The 20,856-nt window shown below is 69.9% G+C and carries 16 protein-coding genes and 2 pseudogenes; 8 read left to right on the forward strand and 10 right to left on the reverse strand.

Annotated features, from left to right (window positions below; all coding sequences use genetic code 11):
• The first annotated feature begins 71 nt into the window (after window positions 1-71).
• Window positions 72-1,487 carry an FAD-dependent monooxygenase gene (locus FB465_RS02855; RefSeq protein ID WP_145787303.1) on the forward strand — a complete coding sequence of 472 codons (1,416 nt, stop codon included), beginning with the start codon at window positions 72-74 and terminating at the stop codon, window positions 1,485-1,487.
• 1,326 nt (window positions 1,488-2,813) lie between these two features.
• Here FB465_RS02855 and FB465_RS02860 read toward each other — a convergent pair.
• Complete coding sequence (locus FB465_RS02860) at window positions 2,814-3,128, reverse strand: hypothetical protein (RefSeq protein WP_145787305.1); 315 nt, start codon at window positions 3,126-3,128, stop codon at window positions 2,814-2,816.
• 439 nt (window positions 3,129-3,567) lie between these two features.
• On the opposite strand from FB465_RS02860, the gene FB465_RS02865 reads away from it, so the two are divergent.
• Window positions 3,568-5,199, forward strand: a complete 1,632-nt coding sequence (locus tag FB465_RS02865; RefSeq protein ID WP_145787307.1) for a peptide ABC transporter substrate-binding protein — start codon at window positions 3,568-3,570, stop codon at window positions 5,197-5,199.
• A gap of 317 nt (window positions 5,200-5,516) precedes the next feature.
• On the opposite strand, the pseudogene FB465_RS02875 reads toward FB465_RS02865, so the two are convergent.
• A pseudogene (locus tag FB465_RS02875) lies at window positions 5,517-5,645 on the reverse strand (family 1 glycosylhydrolase); the annotation flags it as partial.
• A 568-nt stretch (window positions 5,646-6,213) separates the two neighbouring features.
• Complete coding sequence (locus tag FB465_RS02880; protein ID WP_342791776.1) at window positions 6,214-7,122, reverse strand: universal stress protein; 909 nt, start codon at window positions 7,120-7,122, stop codon at window positions 6,214-6,216.
• Between the two features lie 850 nt (window positions 7,123-7,972).
• Between FB465_RS02880 and FB465_RS02885 the strand changes: the two genes are divergently transcribed.
• Complete coding sequence (locus tag FB465_RS02885; RefSeq protein WP_145787315.1) at window positions 7,973-9,211, forward strand: PP2C family protein-serine/threonine phosphatase; 1,239 nt, start codon at window positions 7,973-7,975, stop codon at window positions 9,209-9,211.
• A 143-nt stretch (window positions 9,212-9,354) separates the two neighbouring features.
• Here the strand turns inward: FB465_RS02885 and FB465_RS02890 are convergent, their stop codons facing one another.
• A complete protein-coding gene (locus FB465_RS02890; protein ID WP_145787317.1) occupies window positions 9,355-9,606 on the reverse strand; it encodes a hypothetical protein in 252 nt (83 codons plus the stop codon).
• A gap of 199 nt (window positions 9,607-9,805) precedes the next feature.
• On the opposite strand from FB465_RS02890, the gene FB465_RS02895 reads away from it, so the two are divergent.
• Both FB465_RS02895 and FB465_RS02900 read left to right on the forward strand, forming a co-directional pair.
• Window positions 9,806-10,162, forward strand: coding sequence for a PRC-barrel domain-containing protein (locus FB465_RS02895; protein WP_145787319.1), 357 nt, complete (start codon window positions 9,806-9,808; stop codon window positions 10,160-10,162).
• Between the two features lie 29 nt (window positions 10,163-10,191).
• On the forward strand, window positions 10,192-10,359 hold the full coding sequence (locus FB465_RS02900; RefSeq protein ID WP_145787321.1) for a DUF2207 domain-containing protein: 168 nt from the start codon (window positions 10,192-10,194) through the stop codon (window positions 10,357-10,359).
• Window positions 10,360-10,419: 60 nt separating this feature from the next.
• Here FB465_RS02900 and FB465_RS02905 read toward each other — a convergent pair whose 3' ends face one another.
• Window positions 10,420-10,665, reverse strand: a complete 246-nt coding sequence (locus tag FB465_RS02905) for a hypothetical protein (RefSeq protein WP_145787323.1) — start codon at window positions 10,663-10,665, stop codon at window positions 10,420-10,422.
• Window positions 10,666-10,720: 55 nt separating this feature from the next.
• Window positions 10,721-11,212, reverse strand: coding sequence for a DUF5994 family protein (locus FB465_RS02910; RefSeq protein WP_145787325.1), 492 nt, complete (start codon window positions 11,210-11,212; stop codon window positions 10,721-10,723).
• A gap of 717 nt (window positions 11,213-11,929) precedes the next feature.
• Between FB465_RS02910 and FB465_RS02915 the strand changes: the two genes are divergently transcribed.
• The gene (locus FB465_RS02915) at window positions 11,930-12,292 is read left to right on the forward strand and encodes a hypothetical protein (RefSeq protein ID WP_145787327.1); all 363 of its coding nucleotides are present in this window, start codon (window positions 11,930-11,932) and stop codon (window positions 12,290-12,292) included.
• A 286-nt stretch (window positions 12,293-12,578) separates the two neighbouring features.
• Here the strand turns inward: FB465_RS02915 and FB465_RS02920 are convergent.
• The 4 genes and pseudogenes from FB465_RS02920 to FB465_RS02935 form a co-directional block, all read right to left on the reverse strand.
• Window positions 12,579-12,707: pseudogene (locus FB465_RS02920) on the reverse strand (family 1 glycosylhydrolase); the annotation flags it as partial.
• An 85-nt stretch (window positions 12,708-12,792) separates the two neighbouring features.
• Entirely contained in the window at window positions 12,793-14,283 is a 1,491-nt protein-coding gene (locus FB465_RS02925; RefSeq protein WP_145787329.1) for an aldehyde dehydrogenase, read from the reverse strand.
• 126 nt (window positions 14,284-14,409) lie between these two features.
• The gene (locus tag FB465_RS02930) at window positions 14,410-17,403 is read right to left on the reverse strand and encodes a helix-turn-helix transcriptional regulator (RefSeq protein WP_145787331.1); all 2,994 of its coding nucleotides are present in this window, start codon (window positions 17,401-17,403) and stop codon (window positions 14,410-14,412) included.
• A gap of 978 nt (window positions 17,404-18,381) precedes the next feature.
• The gene (locus FB465_RS02935) at window positions 18,382-19,737 is read right to left on the reverse strand and encodes a GH1 family beta-glucosidase (RefSeq protein ID WP_145787333.1); all 1,356 of its coding nucleotides are present in this window, start codon (window positions 19,735-19,737) and stop codon (window positions 18,382-18,384) included.
• Window positions 19,738-19,828: 91 nt separating this feature from the next.
• On the opposite strand from FB465_RS02935, the gene FB465_RS02940 reads away from it, so the two are divergent.
• Both FB465_RS02940 and FB465_RS02945 read left to right on the forward strand, forming a co-directional pair.
• Entirely contained in the window at window positions 19,829-20,509 is a 681-nt protein-coding gene (locus FB465_RS02940; protein WP_145787334.1) for a TetR/AcrR family transcriptional regulator, read from the forward strand.
• Between the two features lie 117 nt (window positions 20,510-20,626).
• On the forward strand, window positions 20,627-20,821 hold the full coding sequence (locus tag FB465_RS02945; RefSeq protein WP_145787336.1) for a DUF1918 domain-containing protein: 195 nt from the start codon (window positions 20,627-20,629) through the stop codon (window positions 20,819-20,821).
• Window positions 20,822-20,856 lie beyond the last annotated feature (35 nt).

Genomic DNA, 20,856 nt, shown 5'->3' on the forward strand with positions numbered 1-20,856 from the left:
ACTCGACGGGATGGGCCGTCCGGTCAACGGGCAGGCTGCAGCCCAAGGCTGAATGACTGGGAGTGGGCGCCATGACGCGAGCGGTTGTGGTTGGGGGCAGTATCGCCGGGCTACTGGCGGCGGCCGCGTTGGCCGGGGCGTTCGACGAGGTCCTGGTGTTGGAGCGGGACCGGCTGGGGGCGGACGAGGGGTTTCGTCCGGGGGTGCCGCAGGCGCGCCACGTGCACGGGATGCTGCTGCGCGGGGCTCAGGCGGTCGAGCGGCTGCTGCCCGGCATGCAGGAGGAGCTTAGGGCGGACGGGGCGGCGGTGGTCGACATGGGGGAACAGCTCCTGGTATCGAACCAGGGGCAGGTGACCCCACCTCAGACGCTCGGGCTGCCGTTGCAGCTGTTCAGTCGGAACTTTCTGGAGACGAGGATGCGGGACAGGGTCAAGGCCCTGCCCGGAGTGACGGTGCAGGACGCCATGTCGGTGACCGGGCTCTGCGCGGCGCAGGACGGGGGGCGGATCACCGGAGTGACCGCCCTGGCCGACGGGGAGTCGGATGCGTCGGCCGAGGTGATCGACGCCGACCTGGTGGTCGATGCCAGCGGGCGAACCTCACGGGCCGCCGACTGGCTTGGTGCGCTGGGGTATCCGGCGCCCGATGAAGTCGTGGTCGATGCCGGGCAGTCGTATGTCACCGCGTGGCTTGACCGGCACGACGCGCTGTCGGACACCGGGGGCGGGGTCTACGAGATCGGGCAGAACATGGCTCACGGCCGGGGCGGCGTGGGCGTGGCCATCCAGGGCAGCCAGGTCCAGGTGCTGCTGTTCGGGCGCGGCGCGGACCAGCCGTCAACCGACCCGGCGGAGTTCCGGGCACAGGCCCGGCGGCTCGGTTCGGCGACGATCACCGCGCTGGCCGAGGCGGTCGGCCCCGGGACGCCGATCTACACCTATGCGAAGCTCATCAACCGCCGTCGGCTCTACCACCGGATGCCGCGCTGGCCGGAGCGGTTCGTGGTCGTGGGCGACGGACTGTGCATGTTCAACCCCGTCTACGGGCAGGGGATGACGGTTGCTGCCATGCAGGCGGAGGACCTCCGGACCGGGGCCGCCGGACTGCTGCGTGATCCGGGCAGGACCCGCGCACTCCAGCGTCGGCTCGCTCGCCGTACCTCGGTGCCGTGGCTGCTCGCGACAGCGCAGGACTCGCGGTGGACGGAACGGCCCTCGTTGCTGAGCCCGTTCTGCGACTGGCTGCTGGAACGGATGGTGACCCGCATAGCGGGAAGCCGACAGCTGCACAAGGCGTTTCTGCAGATCCTCCAGTTGCTCAGGCCGACCGCGCTGGCCAACCCGCGCGCTCTGTACGCGCTGCTCCGCCCGAGGCCCACCCACCGGACCGAGGGCGAGCCGGCCGAGCGGCCCTTCGGGGGCTCATCCTGGCGCCGCGACCATACCTCTGGTGACCAGGGATCCCCGGAGCGTACGGTCGAGTAGTCCCAGGTGGGCAAAGCTCCGCGAGGTGCTGCTCCATGACCGCCACAGCCAAGGTTCTCCGAGCGCGAGGCACGCCGCGTCGCGTCACCAAGGAGGCCCGCGAACAGAACTGGCATAAGCCGAGTTTCGTCAAGGAACTCCTCCTCGGCCGCTTCCGCTCCCCGAACCGACAGCGGAGCGGACCCGCGAGGAGTTCCTCGCCGGGCTGCACAAGATCGACGGAGCGGCGATCGAGCGCGACGTGAAGGGCCCGGACGAGGTGTCAAGGACCCACTCCGTATCCCTCGCCCGGTGGGCCGCCGTCAGGTCGCGGAGGCGTACGCAGCCTCGGGCGCCGATCACTCGTCGAGTGTCTCAGCGTCAGTCCCAACCCCGCACCTGGTCGCCCATCGGCCAGAGCGATCCCCGTGGCTGCGGCGCCACCCTCTGGGCGTCCACCATGCGGCCCGGGATTCCGCGCCCCTGACTCCCCGCCACCACCCGGCACGGTCCACACTGCGCGATCCTCAGCGCGCGGGAGCCTGTCCGCCGATTTCCGTCCGGGCCCGGCCGTGGCGGCAGTACCTTCTGAGAAGCAGCTTTCGTGACCGTGCGTCAGTTCTTTACGTCGGCCGCGGAAGAAGGAGTCGCCGGTGCCGTTGAAGCACCTGGTCGTGGTGGTGCCGGGCATCGGCGGAAGCGTCCTGCGGACACCAGCTGGAGCACCGCGGGCGGGAATCTTGGGTACGGGCCCGGCCGGACCGTGCCTCCTGATGCAGTTCGAGGGTGACCAGCAGGTGCATCGCTGCGTCCGCCCACGGTGCCACCGCCGCGTCCGCGGTGTCAGTGGCCAGGGGCGTGGCGACCATCTGCACCAGCGCCGCGCCGGTGTGCGGCCCCGTGCGCCGCAGCGCCGAGGCCACATTGGGTTACTCCGACGATCGTCGCGTCGTGACTGGGGCTGGCACTCCCGGTCGTACCAGACCTGCACCTCGCCGGCAGCCCCGACGACGGCCTCTGGCAGTGGCTTCCCGTGGCCACGCCGTACACCCTCGTGCGCCGGGGTCAGGGGTTCCAGCCGGGTGTACCGGCCGTGGAGGACGACGGGCGCGGGGGCCGTGGTGCCATGCGCAGCGCGGCGTCGAGAGTGCGGCGACATTGGCAACCGTCGGCACCGCGGGGCGACCATAGGGTACGTGCACGGCCGCCCTCCCCGCTTCGAGATATCCGGCGGCGAGGTTGTTGCGGCAGGGACAGGCCACCAGGTGCACAACGCCGCACTGACCCGGCCGCGTTCACTTCAGCCACTCCGTCTTGGACCTGGGCCGTTCCTGCCGCGGCTCCGCATCAGCTGGCTGCCGTTCGCCGCCGCCTCTCCTCGGTTTCCTCTTGCTCCAGAAACAGGACGAGGAACAACGCCAAGAGCAGGTCATCCGACAGCGAGCCATACTCATCAGGCAAGTTTACTCGGCGGGGACGATTCCCGAACTGATCGTAATCGAGAGTCATGGGACCAATTTCGCGCACCCGGCTACCCATCCAATCGAAGGTGAGATCGTAGGGCCCAATCCGGTGCAGTCGATTACCCATCCGGTCATAGTCGAGAGCCCACTGCCCGGCGGTGCGAAGCCAGTTACCCATTCGGTCGTAGGTGAGTTCCACGCCCCCGACGGCCCTCAGCCGGTTCCCCAGCCGGTGGTACTGAAGAGTCCATTGGCCGAGAGTGCGGGGCCGAGGGTCGAAACGCCCATACGTGAGCTCCCGATCGCCGATGGCTTTCAGCCGACTACCGAGGTGGTCGTACGTCAGATCCACCCGCATGCAGTCCCCCGGACTCGGACCGATTCTCATCGAGCAGTGTCACCGCCTCAGCGAGACGGTTGCACCCCCCTGACCAGTAACTTCATTCCCACTGCTGAGGCTACCGCCACCAAGCCAGCACGTCTCTTCGGGAGACGACACGGCAGTTGTTGAAGCATCATCAGAGCTCGAGCCGCAGGCGTGCCGGCTTCGTCGCCCATCCGGCGGTGCAGCCCGCGCGCCGCGCGTCCACCCCGCCGCTCAGCGGATGTAATGGTGCGGCCAACGAGGAGGATCTCCCGTGCCCGCAGCCACCCGAGTGCGCTTGGCCGTGATCGCCGCGGCATCAATGGCCGTGATCGCCACCGGCTGCGCCAGCAACACCAGCACGGGCGGGGGCGGGGGCGGCGGCATCGTACGGGCGACATGGGCCGACCCGCAGAACCCTCTGGAACCAGCGAACACCAACGAGGTCAATGGCGCCGCCGCCCTCAACATGATCTTCACCGGCCTGGTGTCGTACGACCCGAAGACCGCCCAGGCCCGCAATGCGATGGCCGAGTCGATCACCTCCCCGGACCAGCAGAACTGGACCGTCAAACTCAAACCGGGCTGGACGTTCAGCGACGGCAGCCCCGTGACGGCCGGCTCATACGTGGACGCCTGGAACTACGGAGCGCTCGCCACCAACAAGCAGGTCAACGCCAGCTTCTACTCCTACGTCCAGGGCTACGGCGACGTCGCCCCCACCTCCGGTACGCCCACAGCCCAGAGCATGTCCGGGCTCAAGGTCGTCGACGACACCACCTTCACCGTCGCCCTGACCCAGAAGTTCTCCACCTGGCCGCAGACCCTCGGCTACGTCGCCTACTACCCGCTGCCCAGAGCCTTCTTCACCAACCACGCCGCCTACCTGGACAAGCCGATTGGCAACGGCCCGTACGTTATCGACAGCTGGCAACGCGCCAAGCAGATGCGGCTTCGGCCCAACCCCGGCTACAACGGCACCGAGAAGCCCAGGAACGGCGGCGTGGACCTCAAGGTCTACACCGACCCCAACGCCGCCTACGCCGACCTGCAAGCCGCCAACCTCGACGTCGACAACAACCTGCCCACCAGCGCGCTGAAAACCGCCGCAAGCGACCTCAACGGCCGCTACCTCAACCAGCCCGCCGGCATCATCGACACCCTCAATTTCCCCCTCTACCGCCCGGAGTGGAACACCGACGCGGCCAAGCTGGTCCGTCAGGGCATCTCCATGGCCATCGACCGGCCCACCATCACCAAGGCCATTTTCAACAACACCCGAACCCCCGCCACCGACTTCACCTCTCCTGTCCTCGGCACCGCCGGCGGCTATCAGGCCGGCCTGTGCGGCGACGTCTGCCTGCTCAACGCGGACAAGGCCCGCTCGCTCATCCAGCAAGGCGGTGGCATCCCCGGCGGCCAACTGACCATCAGCTACAACGCCGATCAGCCCAACAAGCTGTGGGTCGACGCCATCTGCAACAGCATCAACAACACCCTCGGCTCGACCAGTGCCTGCATCGGCCGCCCGGTCGGCACCTTCGCCGAGTACCTGGACCAGATCTTCAGCCAGCGGACCACCGGAGGGTTCATCGCCTTCTGGCAGATGGACTACCCGCTCATCCAGGACTTCCTCCAGCCCCTGTACACCGTCGGGGGCTCCGCGAACATCTCCCACTACAGCAACGCGAACTTCGACACCCAGGTCGACAAGGCCAACGCCGACGCCGACCCAAAGAAGGCCGTCGCCGACTTCCAGAACGCCGAGAAGCTCCTCGTCCCCGACCTGCCGGCCATCCCCCTGTGGTACCGCAATGGCATCGCCGGCTTCTCCACCAAGGTCTCCAACGTCGCGCTCAACGCCTTTAGCGTCCCCGTCTACACCGAGATCACAGCCAAACGATAGGACTCGGTAGCGTCTGACCTGCCCAGCATGCCAACGGAATTGGCCGGCAGGACCGCATTGGCACAACGCCAGATGCGATACCTGGTTTTCCCCCGTGACAGGGCTACACCCAACGCGGTGGGCTCGGTTCCCGACGGCTGGTGGCGCGAGCGCAGGGACGCGGCGGAACGGCTGCGCGCCGCGCTGGGCCACGGTGGCCGAGCGAGGCCCGCCGGACCGGACCGACGAATCGGAGTGGCACGGACCAACCCGGAAGCCACCTCCATCCCAGCCGGACGATGTTCGCCGGGTTGCCGCCTCCAGGGGCACCGCCCGGCCTACCTCCCGTGCCGCGCCCGGTGAGCGGCGATCAGGTCGCGGTACCAGACGTAGGACGCCTTCGGCGTCCGCCGCTGCGTCGCGAAGTCGACGTGGACCAGGCCCAATCTCTGACTCAACCCCTCAGCCCGTCGAACACCCTGTCATCCTATTCGCCTGCCAGACTCAGGCCGCACGGGCGGACCGCAGCCGCAGGTCCCGCAGGGGCGGGCCGCCTGCCCCCGTCGAACAGATATCCGATAGATGTTCACCAGTCCAAATCGCGCAGGTCAGGGCCTATCTCGTCCGCCCCGCATGACGCCTGATGCCATCTCATGACAGCCATTCTGCGTGAGAGCCGTGATACCTCGTGACGCCTGATCCGAACGCGTCCGCGCCCACGGCCCCATCTTCGTCCACCGAGGCCGCTACGATCCGGAGCTGTCACAGGCGTCCTCACCACGACCAAGACCCGCAGCAGCAAGACCCGGGCCACCTTCTCCCCACGCGTCGCCACCGCCCTGCGGCGTCGCACCGCGGAGAAGACCCAAGCGTCGATTCGGGAACTCCGCGGCGGTCTCGGCCGGCGTAGTTCTGGGCGGCGAGTTCGATGAGGCGCTCGCGGAGTATCCCGCCTGCAGACCGTGGACGTCGCGGACCTTGAGGCGGCTGAACAGCACACTTCCTCTGCAGCGAGCTGGGCACGTCGTCGCCCTTTCAGCCTGATGCCCCTCGCGTGAGTCCGCCGGGCCCGACCGGCCCCGGCACGGTGACGACAGGACACCGAGCGTGATGCAGAACGCCCTGGCCGACGGACCCGAGCAGCTGGCCGGTGAAACCCCCGGCACCCCGCGCGCCGACGACCAGGGCCAGGGCATGCTTGGAGGCCTCGGCCAGGACGGCCACCGGATGTCCGCGCACCACCTCGTGCTTGAGCTCCACCTCGGGGTAGGGCTCCCGCCGCCCGGCCGCTGTCTCCGCGAGCACCCGGCGGGACTCCTGCTCCGCCCGGTCCTCATCAGCCACCGAGAGGTGCGAAGGGTTCCAGGCGTACAGAGCGCGCAGCTCGGCGCCCCGCAGTGCCGCAGCTTCGAAGGCGTAGTCCACGGCGTCCTTTGACGTTCGGCTGCCGTCCACGCCGACGACGACGTACGCCGGTTGCTGGGTGATGTGCTCCGGGTCCCGGACGACTACCACCGGGCAGCCCGCGGACGCGATCAGCGGCAGAGTCACCGCCCCGGAGTGGAACAGGTCCCGGACGCCGGAGAGCGGTCGTGAGCCGATGACCAGCACCACGGCCCGCTCGGCCTGCCTGTTCAGTACCTCGGCCGGGTCCCCGTCGATGATCCGGGCTGTCACCTGCAGGGCGGGGTGGCGTTCCCCGATGAAGCGGGCCGCCTCGTCGAGCGCGTGCTCACCTGCGGTACGGAGCAGTTGGGCACGATCGTGGAGTTCGGGCCAGAGCCGGGGCCAGATGCCCTCGCGGGTCACGGGTTTCCACGCCTGCACGACATGCACTGGCAGGTGGCGCCGATTCGCCTCATCGGCGGCCCAGGCGAGCACCATGCGGCTGGGGTGTTCGGGATCGACGCCGACCACTACGGGACGTTGTCCGTCGGGACTCATCATGTCTCCTCCCGCTGACAGGGAGCGGCCCCGTCGGCACACCGCTTGCGCGCCGCGCCGCGGGCAGCCGCCCGAAGCCGCCTGCAGAGAGTCCGCGTCCAATCAGCTGGTCCCCGGCGTTTGCGACGCCCGCACGGTCGCCGGGCGAGGAAACGGACATGCTTCTACGGTATTCCCGAGCCGCTCGGAAACCCGCCAGATTGCGGGGCAAGAAACGGCCCGAATGCTTATGGCCGCGTGATGGGACCGCGCTGCGCCTGATACTTGGCGAAAACAACAAAAAGGCCGCCCCCGCATCTCTGCGGAAACGGCCCACGCCCTGTATAAACGCTGATCTGAACAACAGGATTTGTACCTGCGCCCCCGGCACCTAAGTGGTCCCGTTATCTCCCGACCGAAAGGCCGGGTTGGGATTTCGCGATCACGAGCCGCAGAATCAGGGCTCCTGCTTCGCTGATCTGCATATACGCCTCCTCGCGATCGTCCTGCCGGTGAGTGCTCCGGCACTCTCCAGGTTACTCCGGCAAAGCGCGCGTTCGGGCCCGCCAGGTGCACGAATACCGTCGCGTCAGTTCATCACCGCGACTGCCTGTCCGCGTTGCGCATTTGCCGGTGGTCGGCCGTGAGGACCGCCCGAACACCTCACCCATTCTCGGGCGATTCGCGGCTCGAGACGGGCCGGGGACCGCAGCAGACGCTGACAAGATCCAGCCTGGCTCGGGTGTCGCGGGGTGACAGCCGGTGCGATGCTGAGACAGAGGAGACGCCAGTGAGGCGCTCGCGTAAGTGCGTGGAGCAAGGCAGGGAAGCCGGCCGAAGAACAGGGCTGCTGCGGGGAACTGAGGTACCCATGGCGGAATTCGCACGGGACAACCGCAGGGCTGCGGTGGACCGGTCGGAAGGCTTCGGTGAGCGGCTGCTGGGGCGGCTGCTGGACCGGGCTCACGAGATGCCACCGCAGCTCATCGGTCCGCTGGTGGCGGAAGAGGTGCGCGCGATCGGTGGCCGGGACGTCTCGATCCTCCTCCAGGACTATGGCCAACTCATGCTGGTGCCGCTTCCGGGCCGGGGACTCACCGGTGGAGACCCGGTGCCCATCGACGATTCCCGGGCCGGCGAGGTCTTCCTCCGCGCGGCCCCGGCCGAGCACACTCAGGCCGACGGGATACGGATGTTCCTGCCGCTGTTGGACGGTAGTGACGAGGTCGGGGTGCTGGCCGTCACCCTCGACAGTGTCGATGACGATGACCGCCGGTTGCTACGGCGTCTCGCAGGGCTGGTCGCCGACATGCTGGTCACCAAGAACGGCTACACGGACCAGTTCTTCCAGGCGCGGCGTCGCGAGCCGATGAGCGTGGCCGCGGAGATCCAGTGGTCACTGCTGCCCCCGCTGTCGATGAACACTCCGCAGGTCGCAGTCGCCGGAATCCTGGAGCCCGCCTACAACGTCGCCGGCGACAGCCTGGACTACGCCCTCAACGACGACATCCTGCATCTGGCCATGATCGACGCGATGGGCCACGGCTTGAACGCCGCCGTGCTGGCGACCGTCGCCGTGGGTTCCTACCGGCATGCCAGGCGCGCCGGTGTCGGGCTCGCCGAGCTCTATGCGTTCATGGATGCCGCCATCGACGAGCAGTTCGGCCCGGACCACTTCGTCACAGCGCAGATGATGCGCCTGGACATCGGCACGGGCCAGCTGCAGTGGGTCAACGCCGGTCACCCGGCACCGCTACTGATCCGCGACCACCGGGTCATCCAGGCCCTGGACAGCCCCGGAACCCTGCCGGTCGGCTTCGGCGGTGACACACCACAGATCAGCATGCGGCAGCTCCGGCGCGGCGACCGGGTGCTCTTCTACACCGACGGCCTCGTCGAGGAACACCAGACCGGCGGGGAACAGTTCGGCGAGGAGCGCCTGATCGCCACTATCGAGCGTGTCGGACCCGCCGGTGGAGGCGTGCAGGAGACGGTGCGGGGCCTCTCCCACAGCCTGATGCGAGAGCGGGGCGGAACCACAACCGATGACGCGAGCCTCTTTCTGGTCGAGTGGCGCGGCGGCACCGCCGACCATCTCGCAAACCCGTAGACGGCCCGCCACAGCTATGAAGCCCTGCTCCTCGGAGCAGCCTCGCACTGGATGACCGGATCCGTCCCGCGCGGAGGGACGTCCTGTGCAGGGATCGGTGAGGCGGCGAGCCGCGCCAGCCCTACTGGCTGCGGCTGGTCGCGCTACTCGCGTGACCACTCGGTTTCGGCCTGGGGCTCGCCGACGGGGTGGCGCCCCTCCCAGGCTCGGACCTTGATCGCCCGAGGGCCGGGAGCAGGCCGGGAGAGCGTGCGCACGAACACGTCCCGCAGGTGGTTTGCCGCCTGCTGGGGCGGCCCGTCGTACTCCAGGGGGTTCGGCATGGGCGCGCCGTCCTGCTGCGACCAGCGGCCGGCGTCGTCCTGGGTCTCGAGAGTCCACCAGTAGTGCCGCATTCTGGCCTCCTGTGCGACGAACTGTCCCTGGGACACGACCGTATGGGCCCGGCACGCCGACGGCGACCGGTGGACCATCGCCTGCGCACCCGCAGCCCGGCCAGGGGTCGAAACGATTTGCCCGGCCAGCGCACCGAGCAGGTGCGGCGGTCGCCCTGGTGGGACCATGGGAGACGCCCACAGATGTCGGAGGTTACTGGTGTTCGAAGCAGCTGACATCCGGGAATGGCGCGGCCACGACGTGGTCGACAACGACGGACACCGGATCGGCACGCTGGAGTCCGTCTACGTGGACACCGCGACCGACCAGCCCTCGTTCGCCACCGTCACGGTCGGACTGCCCACGCGCCGCCGCCTGGTGTTCGTCCCCCTCGCGGGCGCGCGGGTCGGCCCCGGTTATCTGCAGGTCGCCCACCCCAAGAGCCAGGTCAAGAACGCGCCGGCGATCGACACCGACGGCGAGCTGCCCGCCGAGGACGAGCCAGCCGTCTTCGCACGCTACGAGGTGGAGTACGCGCGGGGCGCGAGCGGTGAACGCCGCCTGGCACGCCGCTAGGACCCAACAGGCCCCGAAGGAGGCCGGAGATGGCACTGGTGTTGTTCCTGATCATCGTGGCGATCGTGCTCGGCCTGGTGGGCGTCGTCGCCAACGGCCTGCTCTATCTGCTGTTCATCGGCGTGGCCGTGCTGGTGGTCGCCATGATCATCTCCACCGTCCGGTTCCGCCACGGCGGTCGCCGCCCCGGCCGCTGAAACCCCCGGTGCCCCGCCGGGCGCCGCTCGGCGGGGGTTGCGCCGGGCAGGACCCGCGGATCAGTACTCGGAACCGCTTCGCAGGTAGGTGCCCGCGACCTCGAGCCACGCCCCGGGGCCGAAGCACGCCTCGACCGCGTGCGGAGTGTCCTCGAAGACGCGCAGGATCCGCAGCGCTCCGCTCGGGTGCAGGTCGTATTCGTACGCGAGGCTGCCGGGGACGTCCTGGTACTGCATGTCCAACGGCCCCTTTGACGGCTCGGACGGCGACCGGGCCTCGACCGAGAGTTTCACGTAGACGGACATGTCTCCACCATGTCTTTCCTGGCCACCCGAATAGCTGATACGGGTGGCGCATCGGTCAGAACGATTCGCCGGAAGGCTCGGAGCTGATGCCGGTGGCGATGAGGATCCGCCGCGCCGAGTCGGTGCCGCCGGCCTCGACCGCTCGCGCCATCGCGGCATGGGCCGCGTCGAGGCTTGCTTGCGGAGGGATGACGAGCAGCACGAAATGATCGCGATCACCCCGCGTGATGATCACCGTGTCATCACCGACCGGGTACCAGTCGATGTGCACGGACCGGCCGTCGACGACCAGACGGGCCGGGATGTCGTCCCACGCGTCCGCATCCAGGCCGATGCGCGTGACAGGGCCCAGGTGCTCGGTCAGCGCCGTGACCAGGCCGGGCAACTCGGCACCGACGTCACGGGAACGAGGCCACCACGTACCATCGAGCGCCCCCTCGCGCGACCGCGTCGTCTCCAGCCTCAGCAGAACCGAACCCGGTTTCGCCGACTCGCGGAACCGGTCCGGCAGGAGCCCCGGGAACGGCGCTTCGAAGTCATCCACCATGGCCAGCCACCCATCTGCGGGCCCGGGAAGAACCCACTGACCACCGAGGACGACGCCACGGACAGTCGGCATCCGAACCGCCCCCGGTGTCCCCACCGTACTCCGCCCGGTCGTCATGATCTCCGGTCCGACCATGCAGGGGTGGGCCGGCCTGCCTCCCGCCCTGAACCGCGCAGGTCCTCACCGACCGGACAAGAAACAGCGCCACGTCGGTGCGCTGCTTGCCAACTCGGCGCGCGATCAGAGCGTCGCCACGTCATCGAGCGGCTCGGCACAGTGGCGGGCGAGTGCAGCGGCGAGGTCGGCCAGCGTGTCGTCGTGGTCGACGCCGGGTGCGCTCGACCGCGCCATCGGTATGCAGGCCAGGGCGCTGCCCACCGGCAGGCCGATACGGGTCAGCGGGGTACTGGGCCTGCGGGACGGCCTTGAGCAGCACCCCGTGGGTCACCTCCGGGCGGCTGCCCGGCCGTCCGCAGTGCGGAGCAGCGGCGATGGGTGCCCCGCACTGGCCAGCCAGTCCTATCGGCCTACCAGGTCGACGCGAAGGTGGGCGCAGTCGGCGAGCATGGTGGTGTCCAGGTCGGGAAGGAGGTGGTTGGTGTGGGCGAGGACCGTACTGGATCGCGATGGAGGGAATGGCGCCGGTGCCGGCCCACAGCCGAGTGACGGCGCAAGAGCAAGAACCGGCGTAACGCCGGAAAGCGGTACGGAGAAGCGATGGCGCGGCTCGTGGTGGAGGACGATGAACTCATCGTCCACCTGTCGTGGTGGGAGAAGGTGGCAGCGCGTCGCCGTGACGTCCGCGCACCCGTGTCCGCGATCCATCAGGTGAGCGTCGAGCCCGACTGGTGGCGTGCCCTGCGCGGCGTGCGCGGACGAGGCACCTGGATTCCCGGCGTCCTGTCCTACGGCATCCGTCCGCATCCCCAAGGCAAGGACTTTACGGCTGTCCGAGTCCGAGCCCACCAGCCCGTCGTATGCGTCGACCTGTGGCGGTCGTCGCCGTACGCCCGCTTGGCCGTCACCGATCCGGACCCCGACGGCACCGCACGGGCCATCCGCACCGCCGCCGGCATCTGACTGCCACTCGAGTAATCCGCCGACCGCCCGCCTCCCGATGACTCGGCAGCGGCTTCCAGACCTGCTGTCCGAACGTGGAGCGTCTCCGCGCCGGGTGCAGGATGTCGAGTCTCACTGTCAGGACGACAGGATTTGAACCTTCACCCCCTGCCCCCCCAGGAGGAGGTGGACGGGTTCCGGCTGAGGCCGCTTGGTGCGGCCGGAATCCCCGTCTACTGTCTTGCCACAACGGCTGAGCGGAACCAATCCGTCCCCTGCGCCGCCGCCTCCGGGATCGCCACCCCGCCTACCCCCCGTGCCGCGCCCGGTGGGCAGCCATCAGCTCGCGGTACCAGGCGTAGGACGCCTTCGGGGTGCGCCGCTGCGTCGCGAAGTCGACGTGGACCAGGCCGAAGCGCTGGTGGTACCCCTCAGCCCGTCGAACACCCTGTCATCCTATTCGCCTGCCCCCTCAGGCTGCGCCGGGCAGACCCGTGCGCACGCCAACCGGATGCTCCTGCTCAGCCTTCCCGCGAGTGGGCCGTGCCGTTGGGGAGATTGATCGTCTTGTATTCGAGGAAGGAGCTGAGCCCCTCGGGACCGAACTCGCGGCCGATCCCGGATTCCTTGTAACCGCCGAAGGGCGCGCCGAACTCGATCCGGTAGTCGTTGATCGTCAGGCTTCCGGTGCGGACCCGGCGGGCGATCCGCAGGGCGCGGTCCTCGTCGGGGCTCCACACGCTTCCGGACAGGCCGTACTTGGAATCGTTGGCGATCCGGACGGCGTCGTCGTCGTCATCGAAGGGGATCACCACGAGCACCGGGCCGAAGATCTCGTCCTGGGCGATGCGCATGCCGCTCTCGACGTCGGCGAACACCGTCGGCTCGACGTACCAGCCCTTCGGCAGGTTCGCGGGCCGCCCGCCGCCCACGGTGATCACCGCGCCCTCCTGCCGCCCACTGGCGATGTAGTCCTCCACCCGCCGCCGCTGGCGTTCCGCCACCAGCGGGCCGACCTCGGTGGGGGGATCGTGCGGGTCGCCGACCGTCAGCGCGGACGCCGCCTCGGAGACCGCGTCGACGGTCTGCCGGTAGCGGCTTCGATGCGCGAGAATCCGGGTCTGGGCCAAGCACTGCTGACCGGACATCATGATCGCGTACGGCATGAGGGCAGGCACGACGGCATCCGGGTCGGCGTCCTCCAGGAGGATGGCGGGCGACTTCCCGCCGCACTCGAGGGTTACCCGCTTGAACTGCTCGCCGCAGAGGGCGGCGACGCGTCGCCCGGTCGCCGAGCTGCCGGTGAAACTGATCTTGTCGACCCCGGGATGACGGACCAACGCCTCGCTGTTCGAGCGCTCGGCGGGCACGATGTTCAGCACACCGGGTGGCAAGCCGGCCTCCATCGCGGCGTCGGCGAGCACGTACGCGTCCAGCGGCGTCTCGGGCGCGGGCTTGAGCACCACGGTGCAGCCGGCGAGCAGAGCCGGCGCGAGGTTCACCATCGTGAGGATGAGCGGGACGTTCCACGGCACGATCTGCCCGACCACGCCGACCGGCTCCCGCAGGATCCGCGCGGGCCCGGTCAGCCCCGCGCGGTCCTCCTCGAACGGGAACGTCACCGCGAGCTGCCGGAAGTAGTCGAGGAGCATCACCGGAACCGGGGCCTGGAGGCGGTTCGAGAAGGTGATCGGCGAGCCCATCTCCTCGGTGATCAGCTGAGCGGTCTGCGGGACGCGCGCCCGGAGGTACTCGCCGAAGGGTTGCAACGCGTCGGCCCGTTCCGCCGGGGACATGCGCGGCCACGGTCCGTCGTCGAAGGCGGTCCGGGCCGCGCGGACAGCCCGGGCGACGTCGGCGGGCGTCGAGGAAGGAGCCGAACCGATCTGCTCCTCGGTGGCCGGGGAGATGACCGCGATCAGGTCGTCGGCCTCCGACTCGACCATGTCGCCGCCGATGAAGAGTCGGTCCCGCACGCGGGCCGGGGCTTGGATGATCGCCTGCGAAGACATCGCCGGCCTCCTTTGTCGTCGGCGGGACGCGGCCGCCTCGGTCATGGCCCGCCTTTCGTTGTCGCTCTCATGGTGGGCATCCATGAGATGACGTCGCATCGATGGGCCGACCCTGAGCTTTGCCGCTCATGACCCTGAGGATTTCCCCTGCCGGGCCGCAGGCTGCTCCGGTCCGGGGAGGTGCTCGGCGAGCTGACGACGCGAGGTGATGTCGAGCTTCTGGAAGGCGTGGCGCAGGTGGGTCTCCACGGTGCCCGGGCTGATGACGAGCGTTTGCGCGATCTGCCGGTTGGTGAGGCCTTGGACGGCAAGTTCGGCGACGCGTCGTTCGGCGTCGGTGAGTGCATCTGTCCCGGTGAGCGCCTGCCGGCGAGGCCGCGCACCGCAGGCCCGTAGCTCAGCACACGCCCGCTGTGCCAGCGCGGTCGCCCCGCAGGACCAGCCACCGTCCATCCCGCGCTCCAGCGCGGACCGCGCCTCCGAGCGGTGACCCTTGCGACGCAGCGCGGCACCCAACTCGACGAGTGAGCGCGCCTGCTCCAGGCGTGCCGGCGAGTCCTCCAGCACAGCCACCGCTTCGCGCAGCAGGTCCACCTGTTCGTCCGGGCTGCCCGTCAGGGCCGCCGCGCGCAGCGCCACCCCAAGCGTCCGCGGCGCGCCGAACGCCCGCGCGAGACCGAGCTCCTCATGGGCCAGCCGACGCGCGGCCCCGGCGTCCTCGGCGACGAGTGCGAGCGCCGCCCGCGACCGCCACGGCACGAGCGCGGGGGTCAGCACCGCGCCCTCCAGCCGGGCGCCCAGGGCGAGGAGGTCCTTGATCGCCTCCGGCATCCGGCCTTGGGCTGCCCGCAGCCGGGCGCGCGCGCCGATCAGGAAGGAGAAGAGCAGCAGAGGACTGTCCGCGTCGGCCAGCCCGGTCTCGGTCAGCAGCCGCTCGGCGTCCCTTGCCTTCCCGCGTTCGATCAAGGTGTCCACCAGGACCGCGATCGCCATCGGAGCATGCAGGGAGTGAGCAGGCTGCACGTCGCGGGACGGCCCGGGTCCCGGCTGGAGGTGCACCGCCTCAAGCGCGGCGCGCGCATCGGCCTCGGCCTCGGCCAGCATGCCCAGGCGGTGGAAGAGCGTCGAACGGAGCACAGCCGCGTTCAAGAACTGCGCGGCCGACCCGTGGTGGTGTGCATCCTCCACATCGTCGTCGAGCAGCCGCCGGGCGAGCGCGTGGCCCTCGGCGAAGATCAGCGCCACAAAGAGCTGGGCCCTCATCGGTCCACGTGCGAACTCGGGCGCCTGGTACCAGCCGCGGGCTGCCTCCTCGGCCAGACGGACAACCCGTGCGGCCGGTTCGTTGGCGAAGAGCGCCTCGACCGCCGCCAGACTCGAGATGTGGGGAGGGACGGGTTCGCCGGCGAAGGCAGGCGCTACGACCCGCCGGACGCGCTCGCGTACCTCGCGCGGCGTGGACAGGTCCACCTGCAGGGCCCCGGCCACGGCTGCCTCCAGGAGCAGCGCGCCCTCCGAGTCCCGCTCGGCGGCCTCGGCTATGACACCGCCCAGAGCGGGCCCGACCTCGTGCGCGCGGTCCGACCACACCAGGGCGGTGCGCAGGCGAAACGCAATCTCGATCTTCGCCGCCATGTCGTTACTGCACTCCAGCGCGCGCCGCAGGTCCTCTGCCGCCGCTGTAAACTGCCCTGCGTTCTGCTCGGCGGTACCGAGCTCGCGCAGCATCTCGGGCCTGGACGCATCGCGCGCCGACTCCCCGAGTGCCCGTTTGAGGTAGCGCACCGCGAGGTCGGGCGCACCCTTGCGGGTCGCCGAACGGGCGGCGTCGAGCAGGATCTCGACGACCTCCCCATCGCCGGCCGGGGTGGCTGCCAGCAGGTGCGACGCCACGCGCTCGACCGCGGCCCCCGCGTGCCACAGCAGCCAAGCGGCGTCCCGGTGCCCTCGCGCCCGCCGACGCAGGGGAAGCTGCGCATAGATCGCCCAGCACACGAGGGGATGCACGAACGCCAGGTCTTCGGCGCCGCGCAGGATGTTCAGCGAGACGAGTCCGTCGACGGCCTCGTCGCAGCTCGCCGGATCGAGCCCCGCCAACCGGGCAGCCTGCCCGCCATCGGCGCCGTCGCCCAGCACCGCCACGGCTGCGGCCAACTCCGTAGCCGCCGGTGGCAGGCCCGCCAGACGCAGGTTGATCCACCGCGACACCGTCTCCAGGCCCATCTCGCCGACCTGCTCGACTGCCGCCGAGGTCGGCGGCGCGTGCTGGGCACGCAGAGCAGCGATCAGCTGCGTGACCAGGAACGGGTTGCCGCCCGTCGTCGTCCAGCAATCACGCACGAAGCCCGGGCCTAGGGGCGATGCCGCGAATGCGTCGTGCACCAGGGTTCGTACCGCGTCGAGCGTGAACGGCCCCAGCCGGACGACGTCGGCCTCCGGGTCCGCGACCAGCTCCGTGAGCAGCAGGCCGTGAGCGCCGGGGTCCTCCGGGCGCACCGCGACGAGCAGCAGTACCGGCAGGGCCTGCAGGCGGTGGGCCAGGTAGCCCAGGAACCGCAGCGACGGCTGATCAGCCCAGTGCGCATCGTCGACCACCATCAGCAGCGGTGTCCGCGCCGCCAACCTGGCGGTCAGCCAGTAGAGCCCATGCAGCGTGGCGAAGCTGCGATCGCCGCCTCCTCCGACCGGTTCGCCGAGACGATCGGCGCGGCCACCGCCGAGCAGCCACGCGGCGGGAGCGGCAGCGCCCTCCAGCAACACCCCACGCTCGCCTGCGTCCGCAGCGAGCAACACCGGCTCGAGCAACTGCCTGGCGACACCGAACGCGAACTCGGTCTCCATCTGCCCGCCGCGAGCACTGAGCACGGCCATGCCGCCCTCCGACGCACGCTCCATCGCCGCCCGCAGCAGCCGGGTCTTGCCGATCCCCGGCGAGCCCTCCAATGCCACAACGGCGCCTGTGCCGGCTTTCGCCCGTGCCATCGCCGCCTCGAGACGCCGCAGCTGGTTCTCACGCTCCAGCAGCAGCTGCCCGGCGCCGCCCCGATCCGGTCCGTCAGCCACCGCCGCGGGACGGCCGGCATACGTGTCGCGCTCACGTTCTCGACCGGACGGCTTCACGACGGCGAAGGCCTTCCCTCAAGCTCCGGGCGGCGGTTCCAGCCGCTCGCCACCCCTTCCCACCGTACGCGGCCGTGCGGTCGCCCGGCTCTCCTAAGAACAGCGTGCGCAGCAACCCGGCTCCGGTCGCAGTCCTGGTGGCCGTCACCTCTGTCCAGCGCCCTTCCCAGCCGCACGGGCACCCGCCCCGCTGCCGCGCACAAGAACACCGCTGGACCCGCCCCGACAGCTGGACGAACACCTCAGCCGACAGACCACACAGCCAGGCGGTCACGTGACGGGCCAGTCCATCAGCACTGCGGCCGGCCCCGAGGGGTCCGAACGGAGCCACGTGGAGCTATCGAGCCGCGGCGGTGCCCCCTCGACCCGGTCCTCTGTGGTCAGCGCCCGTCATCAGGACGTGATCGGGTGACGGTCCCGAAGCCGGCCATCGCTTCGGCGACCGGCCGTGACCGCTCGATGTGAACTCGGCGACGTCAACGCCGACGCATTCGGCTCCCTCGAACCGAACAGAGAGGGCTGGCGGCACGAGCGGGGCACAGGCGTTCAAGGTCGTGCAGGCCATCTCCTGAGCACCCGCCCAGCCTGGCCCGGCCCAGGGCACGCGGGGGTGCCAGCGAGCAGGCGATTGCCGTGATGACCGGCACTCAGCACACGCGGGGCACCCACCTGTACGGCCCCGAACGACAGGCACGCCTACCTGCCACGACCCCTGCGGTTCCGTATCCCGAAGCACGGATATGAGCTCTGACATGACCCTACGAGGGCCGGGCCCCCTTGCCGCAGCGCGGTACCTGCATTGAGGCCGCTCCCGACGAAGTGCTGGCAGCAAGGGGGTGGACGGTTCCGATTGAGGTCGCTTGGTGCGGCCGGAATCTCCGTCTACTGTCTTGCCAACAACGGACAGCCGGAAGCCAAACCCGGTTCTCGTCAGGCGGTGTCGATCTGCGTCGTCCCTTCGAGGAACACCCCCCGAACCTACCTCCCGTGTCGCGCCCGCTGGTCGGCGATCAGGTTGCGGTACCAGGCGTAGGACGCCTTGGGGGTCCGCTGTTGCGTCTCGAAGTCGACGTGGACGAGGCCGAATCTTTGACTGAACCCCTCGGCCCACTCGAAGTTGTCCATCAGCGACCAGGTGAAGTAGCCGCGCACGTCGACGCCCTCGGCCACCGCCGCCTCGACCGCCGCGACGTGGCCGGCCAGGTAGTCGATCCGCGCCCGGTCGTCCACCGCGCCGTTCAGGACTTCGTCCTCGACCGAGCAGCCGTTCTCGGTGATGGTGATCGGCGGCAGGGCTGCGCCGTAGCGCCGCCCGAGGCCGGTGAGCAGCTCCCGCAGCCCGTCCGGGACCACGGGCCAGCCGAAGGCCGTGCGGGGAACGCCCTCGATCGGGGCCTCCTCGAAGGGCAGGCCGGGGGCGGTGGGCGCGGCGATCCTGGTCGGGTTGTAGTAGTTCACGCCGAGCCCGTCGAGGGGTGCTGCGATCAGGTCGAGATCGCCCTCGCGTACCGCGCCGCCGAGGTCACGGTCGACGCCGAAGGCCGAGAGATCGGGGTAACTACCCAGTAGCAGCGGGTCGTTGAAGAGTCGGTTGTGCAGCGCGTCGTACGCCTCGGCGGCAACAAGGTCGGCCGGGTCCTCGCTCGCGGCCCTGACCGGGGTGCAGTTGTTGGAGATCATCACGCGGCCCCCGTGCTCGCGCAGCACGGCGGCGGCCAGGCCGTGGCCGAGCAGCTGGTGGTGCGCCACCGGCAGGGCGTCCAGCATCAGCGAGCGGCCGGGGGCGTGGCTGCCGAGGGCGTACCCGAACACCATATGGACGAAGGGCTCGTTGAGGGTGATCCAGGTGCCGACGCGGTCGCCGAGCCGCGCGGCCACCACGCCCGCGTACTCGGCGAAGCACCGGGCCGTGTCCCGCTCCAGCCAGCCGCCCCGGTCCTCGAGGGCCTGCGGCAGGTCCCAGTGGAAGAGCGTCGGCGTGGGCGTGATGCCGACCGCGAGCAGGCCGTCGACCAGCCGGTCGTAGAAGTCGAGACCGGCCTTGTTGACCGGCCCGGTGCCGGTGGGCTGGATCCGCGGCCAGGCGACGGAGAAGCGGTACGCGTCGATGCCCAACTCCCGCATCAGGGCGATGTCCTCCGGCCAGCGGTGGTAGTGGTCGCAGGCCACCTCGCCGGTGTGGCCGTCCCTGACGGTGCCCGGCTTGGCGGTGAAGGTGTCCCAGACGGAGGCGCCGCGCCCGTCCTCCCCGGTGGCCCCTTCGATCTGGTACGCGGCGGTGGCCACCCCCCAGCGGAAGTCGGCGGGCAGGGCGAGTCGGCTCGGGTGCGGCATGGGGCTGCTCCTTGGAAGCGAAACCACAAATATGAGTCCACCTCATGTTAGTGATTCGCGCCCGGAATGCCAGATGCGGCACAGTGGGCCCATGAAGGCGGAGACGGGCGGCCGCGAGCGGGCCGGCAGCGGCGGCGCGGCACGACGACGACCGGTACAGCAGCGCAGTCTGGAGCGGTACGAGCGCCTGCTCGACGCCTGCGCGGCCGTCCTCGACGAGGTCGGCGTCGGCGCGCTCACCACCAAGGAGGTGGCCCGGCGCGCCCGGGTGCCGATCGGCACCCTCTACCAGTTCTTCTCGGGCAAGGAGAGCCTGCTGGCCGCCCTCGCCGAGCAGAACCTGGACCGCTACCTCGAGCGGCTGGCCCGCCGGACGGACGCCGAGGCCCCGAAGGGCGTAGCCGGCTTCGTCGACCTGGCCGTCGAGGAGTTCGTCGCGATGAAACGCGCCGTGCCGGGCTTCGGCCACGTCGACTTCGGCCTGGTGGACGGCCTCCCGGCGGCCGACCAGGAACCGGCCCGACTGGCCGACCCCGAGCACCTGCTGGACGCCGAGCTCGACAACAACGCCGCCGTCGCCGTCCGCCTGCAGGCCCTCGGCGGCGGACTCTTCGCCGCCCCCGGGTTCCCCCTCGCCCTGCGGGTGGCGATGGAGTGCGCGGACGCCGTCCTCAAGCTCGCCTTCCGCACCGACCCGGACGGCGATCCGGCGCTCATCGCCGAGTGCAAGCGCCTGCTCCGCTGCTACCTGGCCGACCAGGTCACGGTCTGAGGCCCTCACGCCATTGCGGCTGCCCTGATCACGCCGCACAGTGGAAGACGGGACGGCCTCCTGCGCCGCAGGCGGCAGGCCTGCCGCCGAGAGTCCTCGTACGCGGAGGAGCACAAGATGCAAGCCATGGTAGGTGACCAGGTCCTCATCCACGGGAAGCACGTGGGCATGGTGGACCGCAAGGGCGAGATCATGGAGGTTCGCGGTGCCAACGGAGAACCGCCGTATCTGGTCCACTTCGAGGACGGCCACGACGGCCTGATCTACCCGGGTCCCGACACCGTCATCGAGCGTCAGCAGCCACACCGGTAACCCACCGCTCGCGGCCCGGGACGGAGCACCGAAAC

Source organism: Kitasatospora atroaurantiaca, assembly GCF_007828955.1.
GTDB lineage: Bacteria > Actinomycetota > Actinomycetes > Streptomycetales > Streptomycetaceae > Kitasatospora > Kitasatospora atroaurantiaca.

Excerpts from the sequence above, each read along its gene's own strand:
- FB465_RS02945 (WP_145787336.1), top strand. The coding sequence starts at position 20,627 with ATGCAAGCCATGGTAGGTGACCAGGTCCTCATCCACGGGAAGCACGTG.
- FB465_RS02855 (WP_145787303.1), top strand. The coding sequence starts at position 72 with ATGACGCGAGCGGTTGTGGTTGGGGGCAGTATCGCCGGGCTACTGGCG.
- FB465_RS02910 (WP_145787325.1), bottom strand. The coding sequence starts at position 11,212 with ATGGTGGATGACTTCGAAGCGCCGTTCCCGGGGCTCCTGCCGGACCGG.
- FB465_RS02890 (WP_145787317.1), bottom strand. The coding sequence starts at position 9,606 with ATGCGGCACTACTGGTGGACTCTCGAGACCCAGGACGACGCCGGCCGC.
- FB465_RS02905 (WP_145787323.1), bottom strand. The coding sequence starts at position 10,665 with ATGTCCGTCTACGTGAAACTCTCGGTCGAGGCCCGGTCGCCGTCCGAG.
- FB465_RS02885 (WP_145787315.1), top strand. The coding sequence starts at position 7,973 with ATGGCGGAATTCGCACGGGACAACCGCAGGGCTGCGGTGGACCGGTCG.
- FB465_RS02915 (WP_145787327.1), top strand. The coding sequence starts at position 11,930 with ATGGCGCGGCTCGTGGTGGAGGACGATGAACTCATCGTCCACCTGTCG.
- FB465_RS02940 (WP_145787334.1), top strand. The coding sequence starts at position 19,829 with ATGAAGGCGGAGACGGGCGGCCGCGAGCGGGCCGGCAGCGGCGGCGCG.
- FB465_RS02880 (WP_342791776.1), bottom strand. The coding sequence starts at position 7,122 with ATGAGTCCCGACGGACAACGTCCCGTAGTGGTCGGCGTCGATCCCGAA.
- FB465_RS02925 (WP_145787329.1), bottom strand. The coding sequence starts at position 14,283 with ATGTCTTCGCAGGCGATCATCCAAGCCCCGGCCCGCGTGCGGGACCGA.
- FB465_RS02900 (WP_145787321.1), top strand. The coding sequence starts at position 10,192 with ATGGCACTGGTGTTGTTCCTGATCATCGTGGCGATCGTGCTCGGCCTG.
- FB465_RS02935 (WP_145787333.1), bottom strand. The coding sequence starts at position 19,737 with ATGCCGCACCCGAGCCGACTCGCCCTGCCCGCCGACTTCCGCTGGGGG.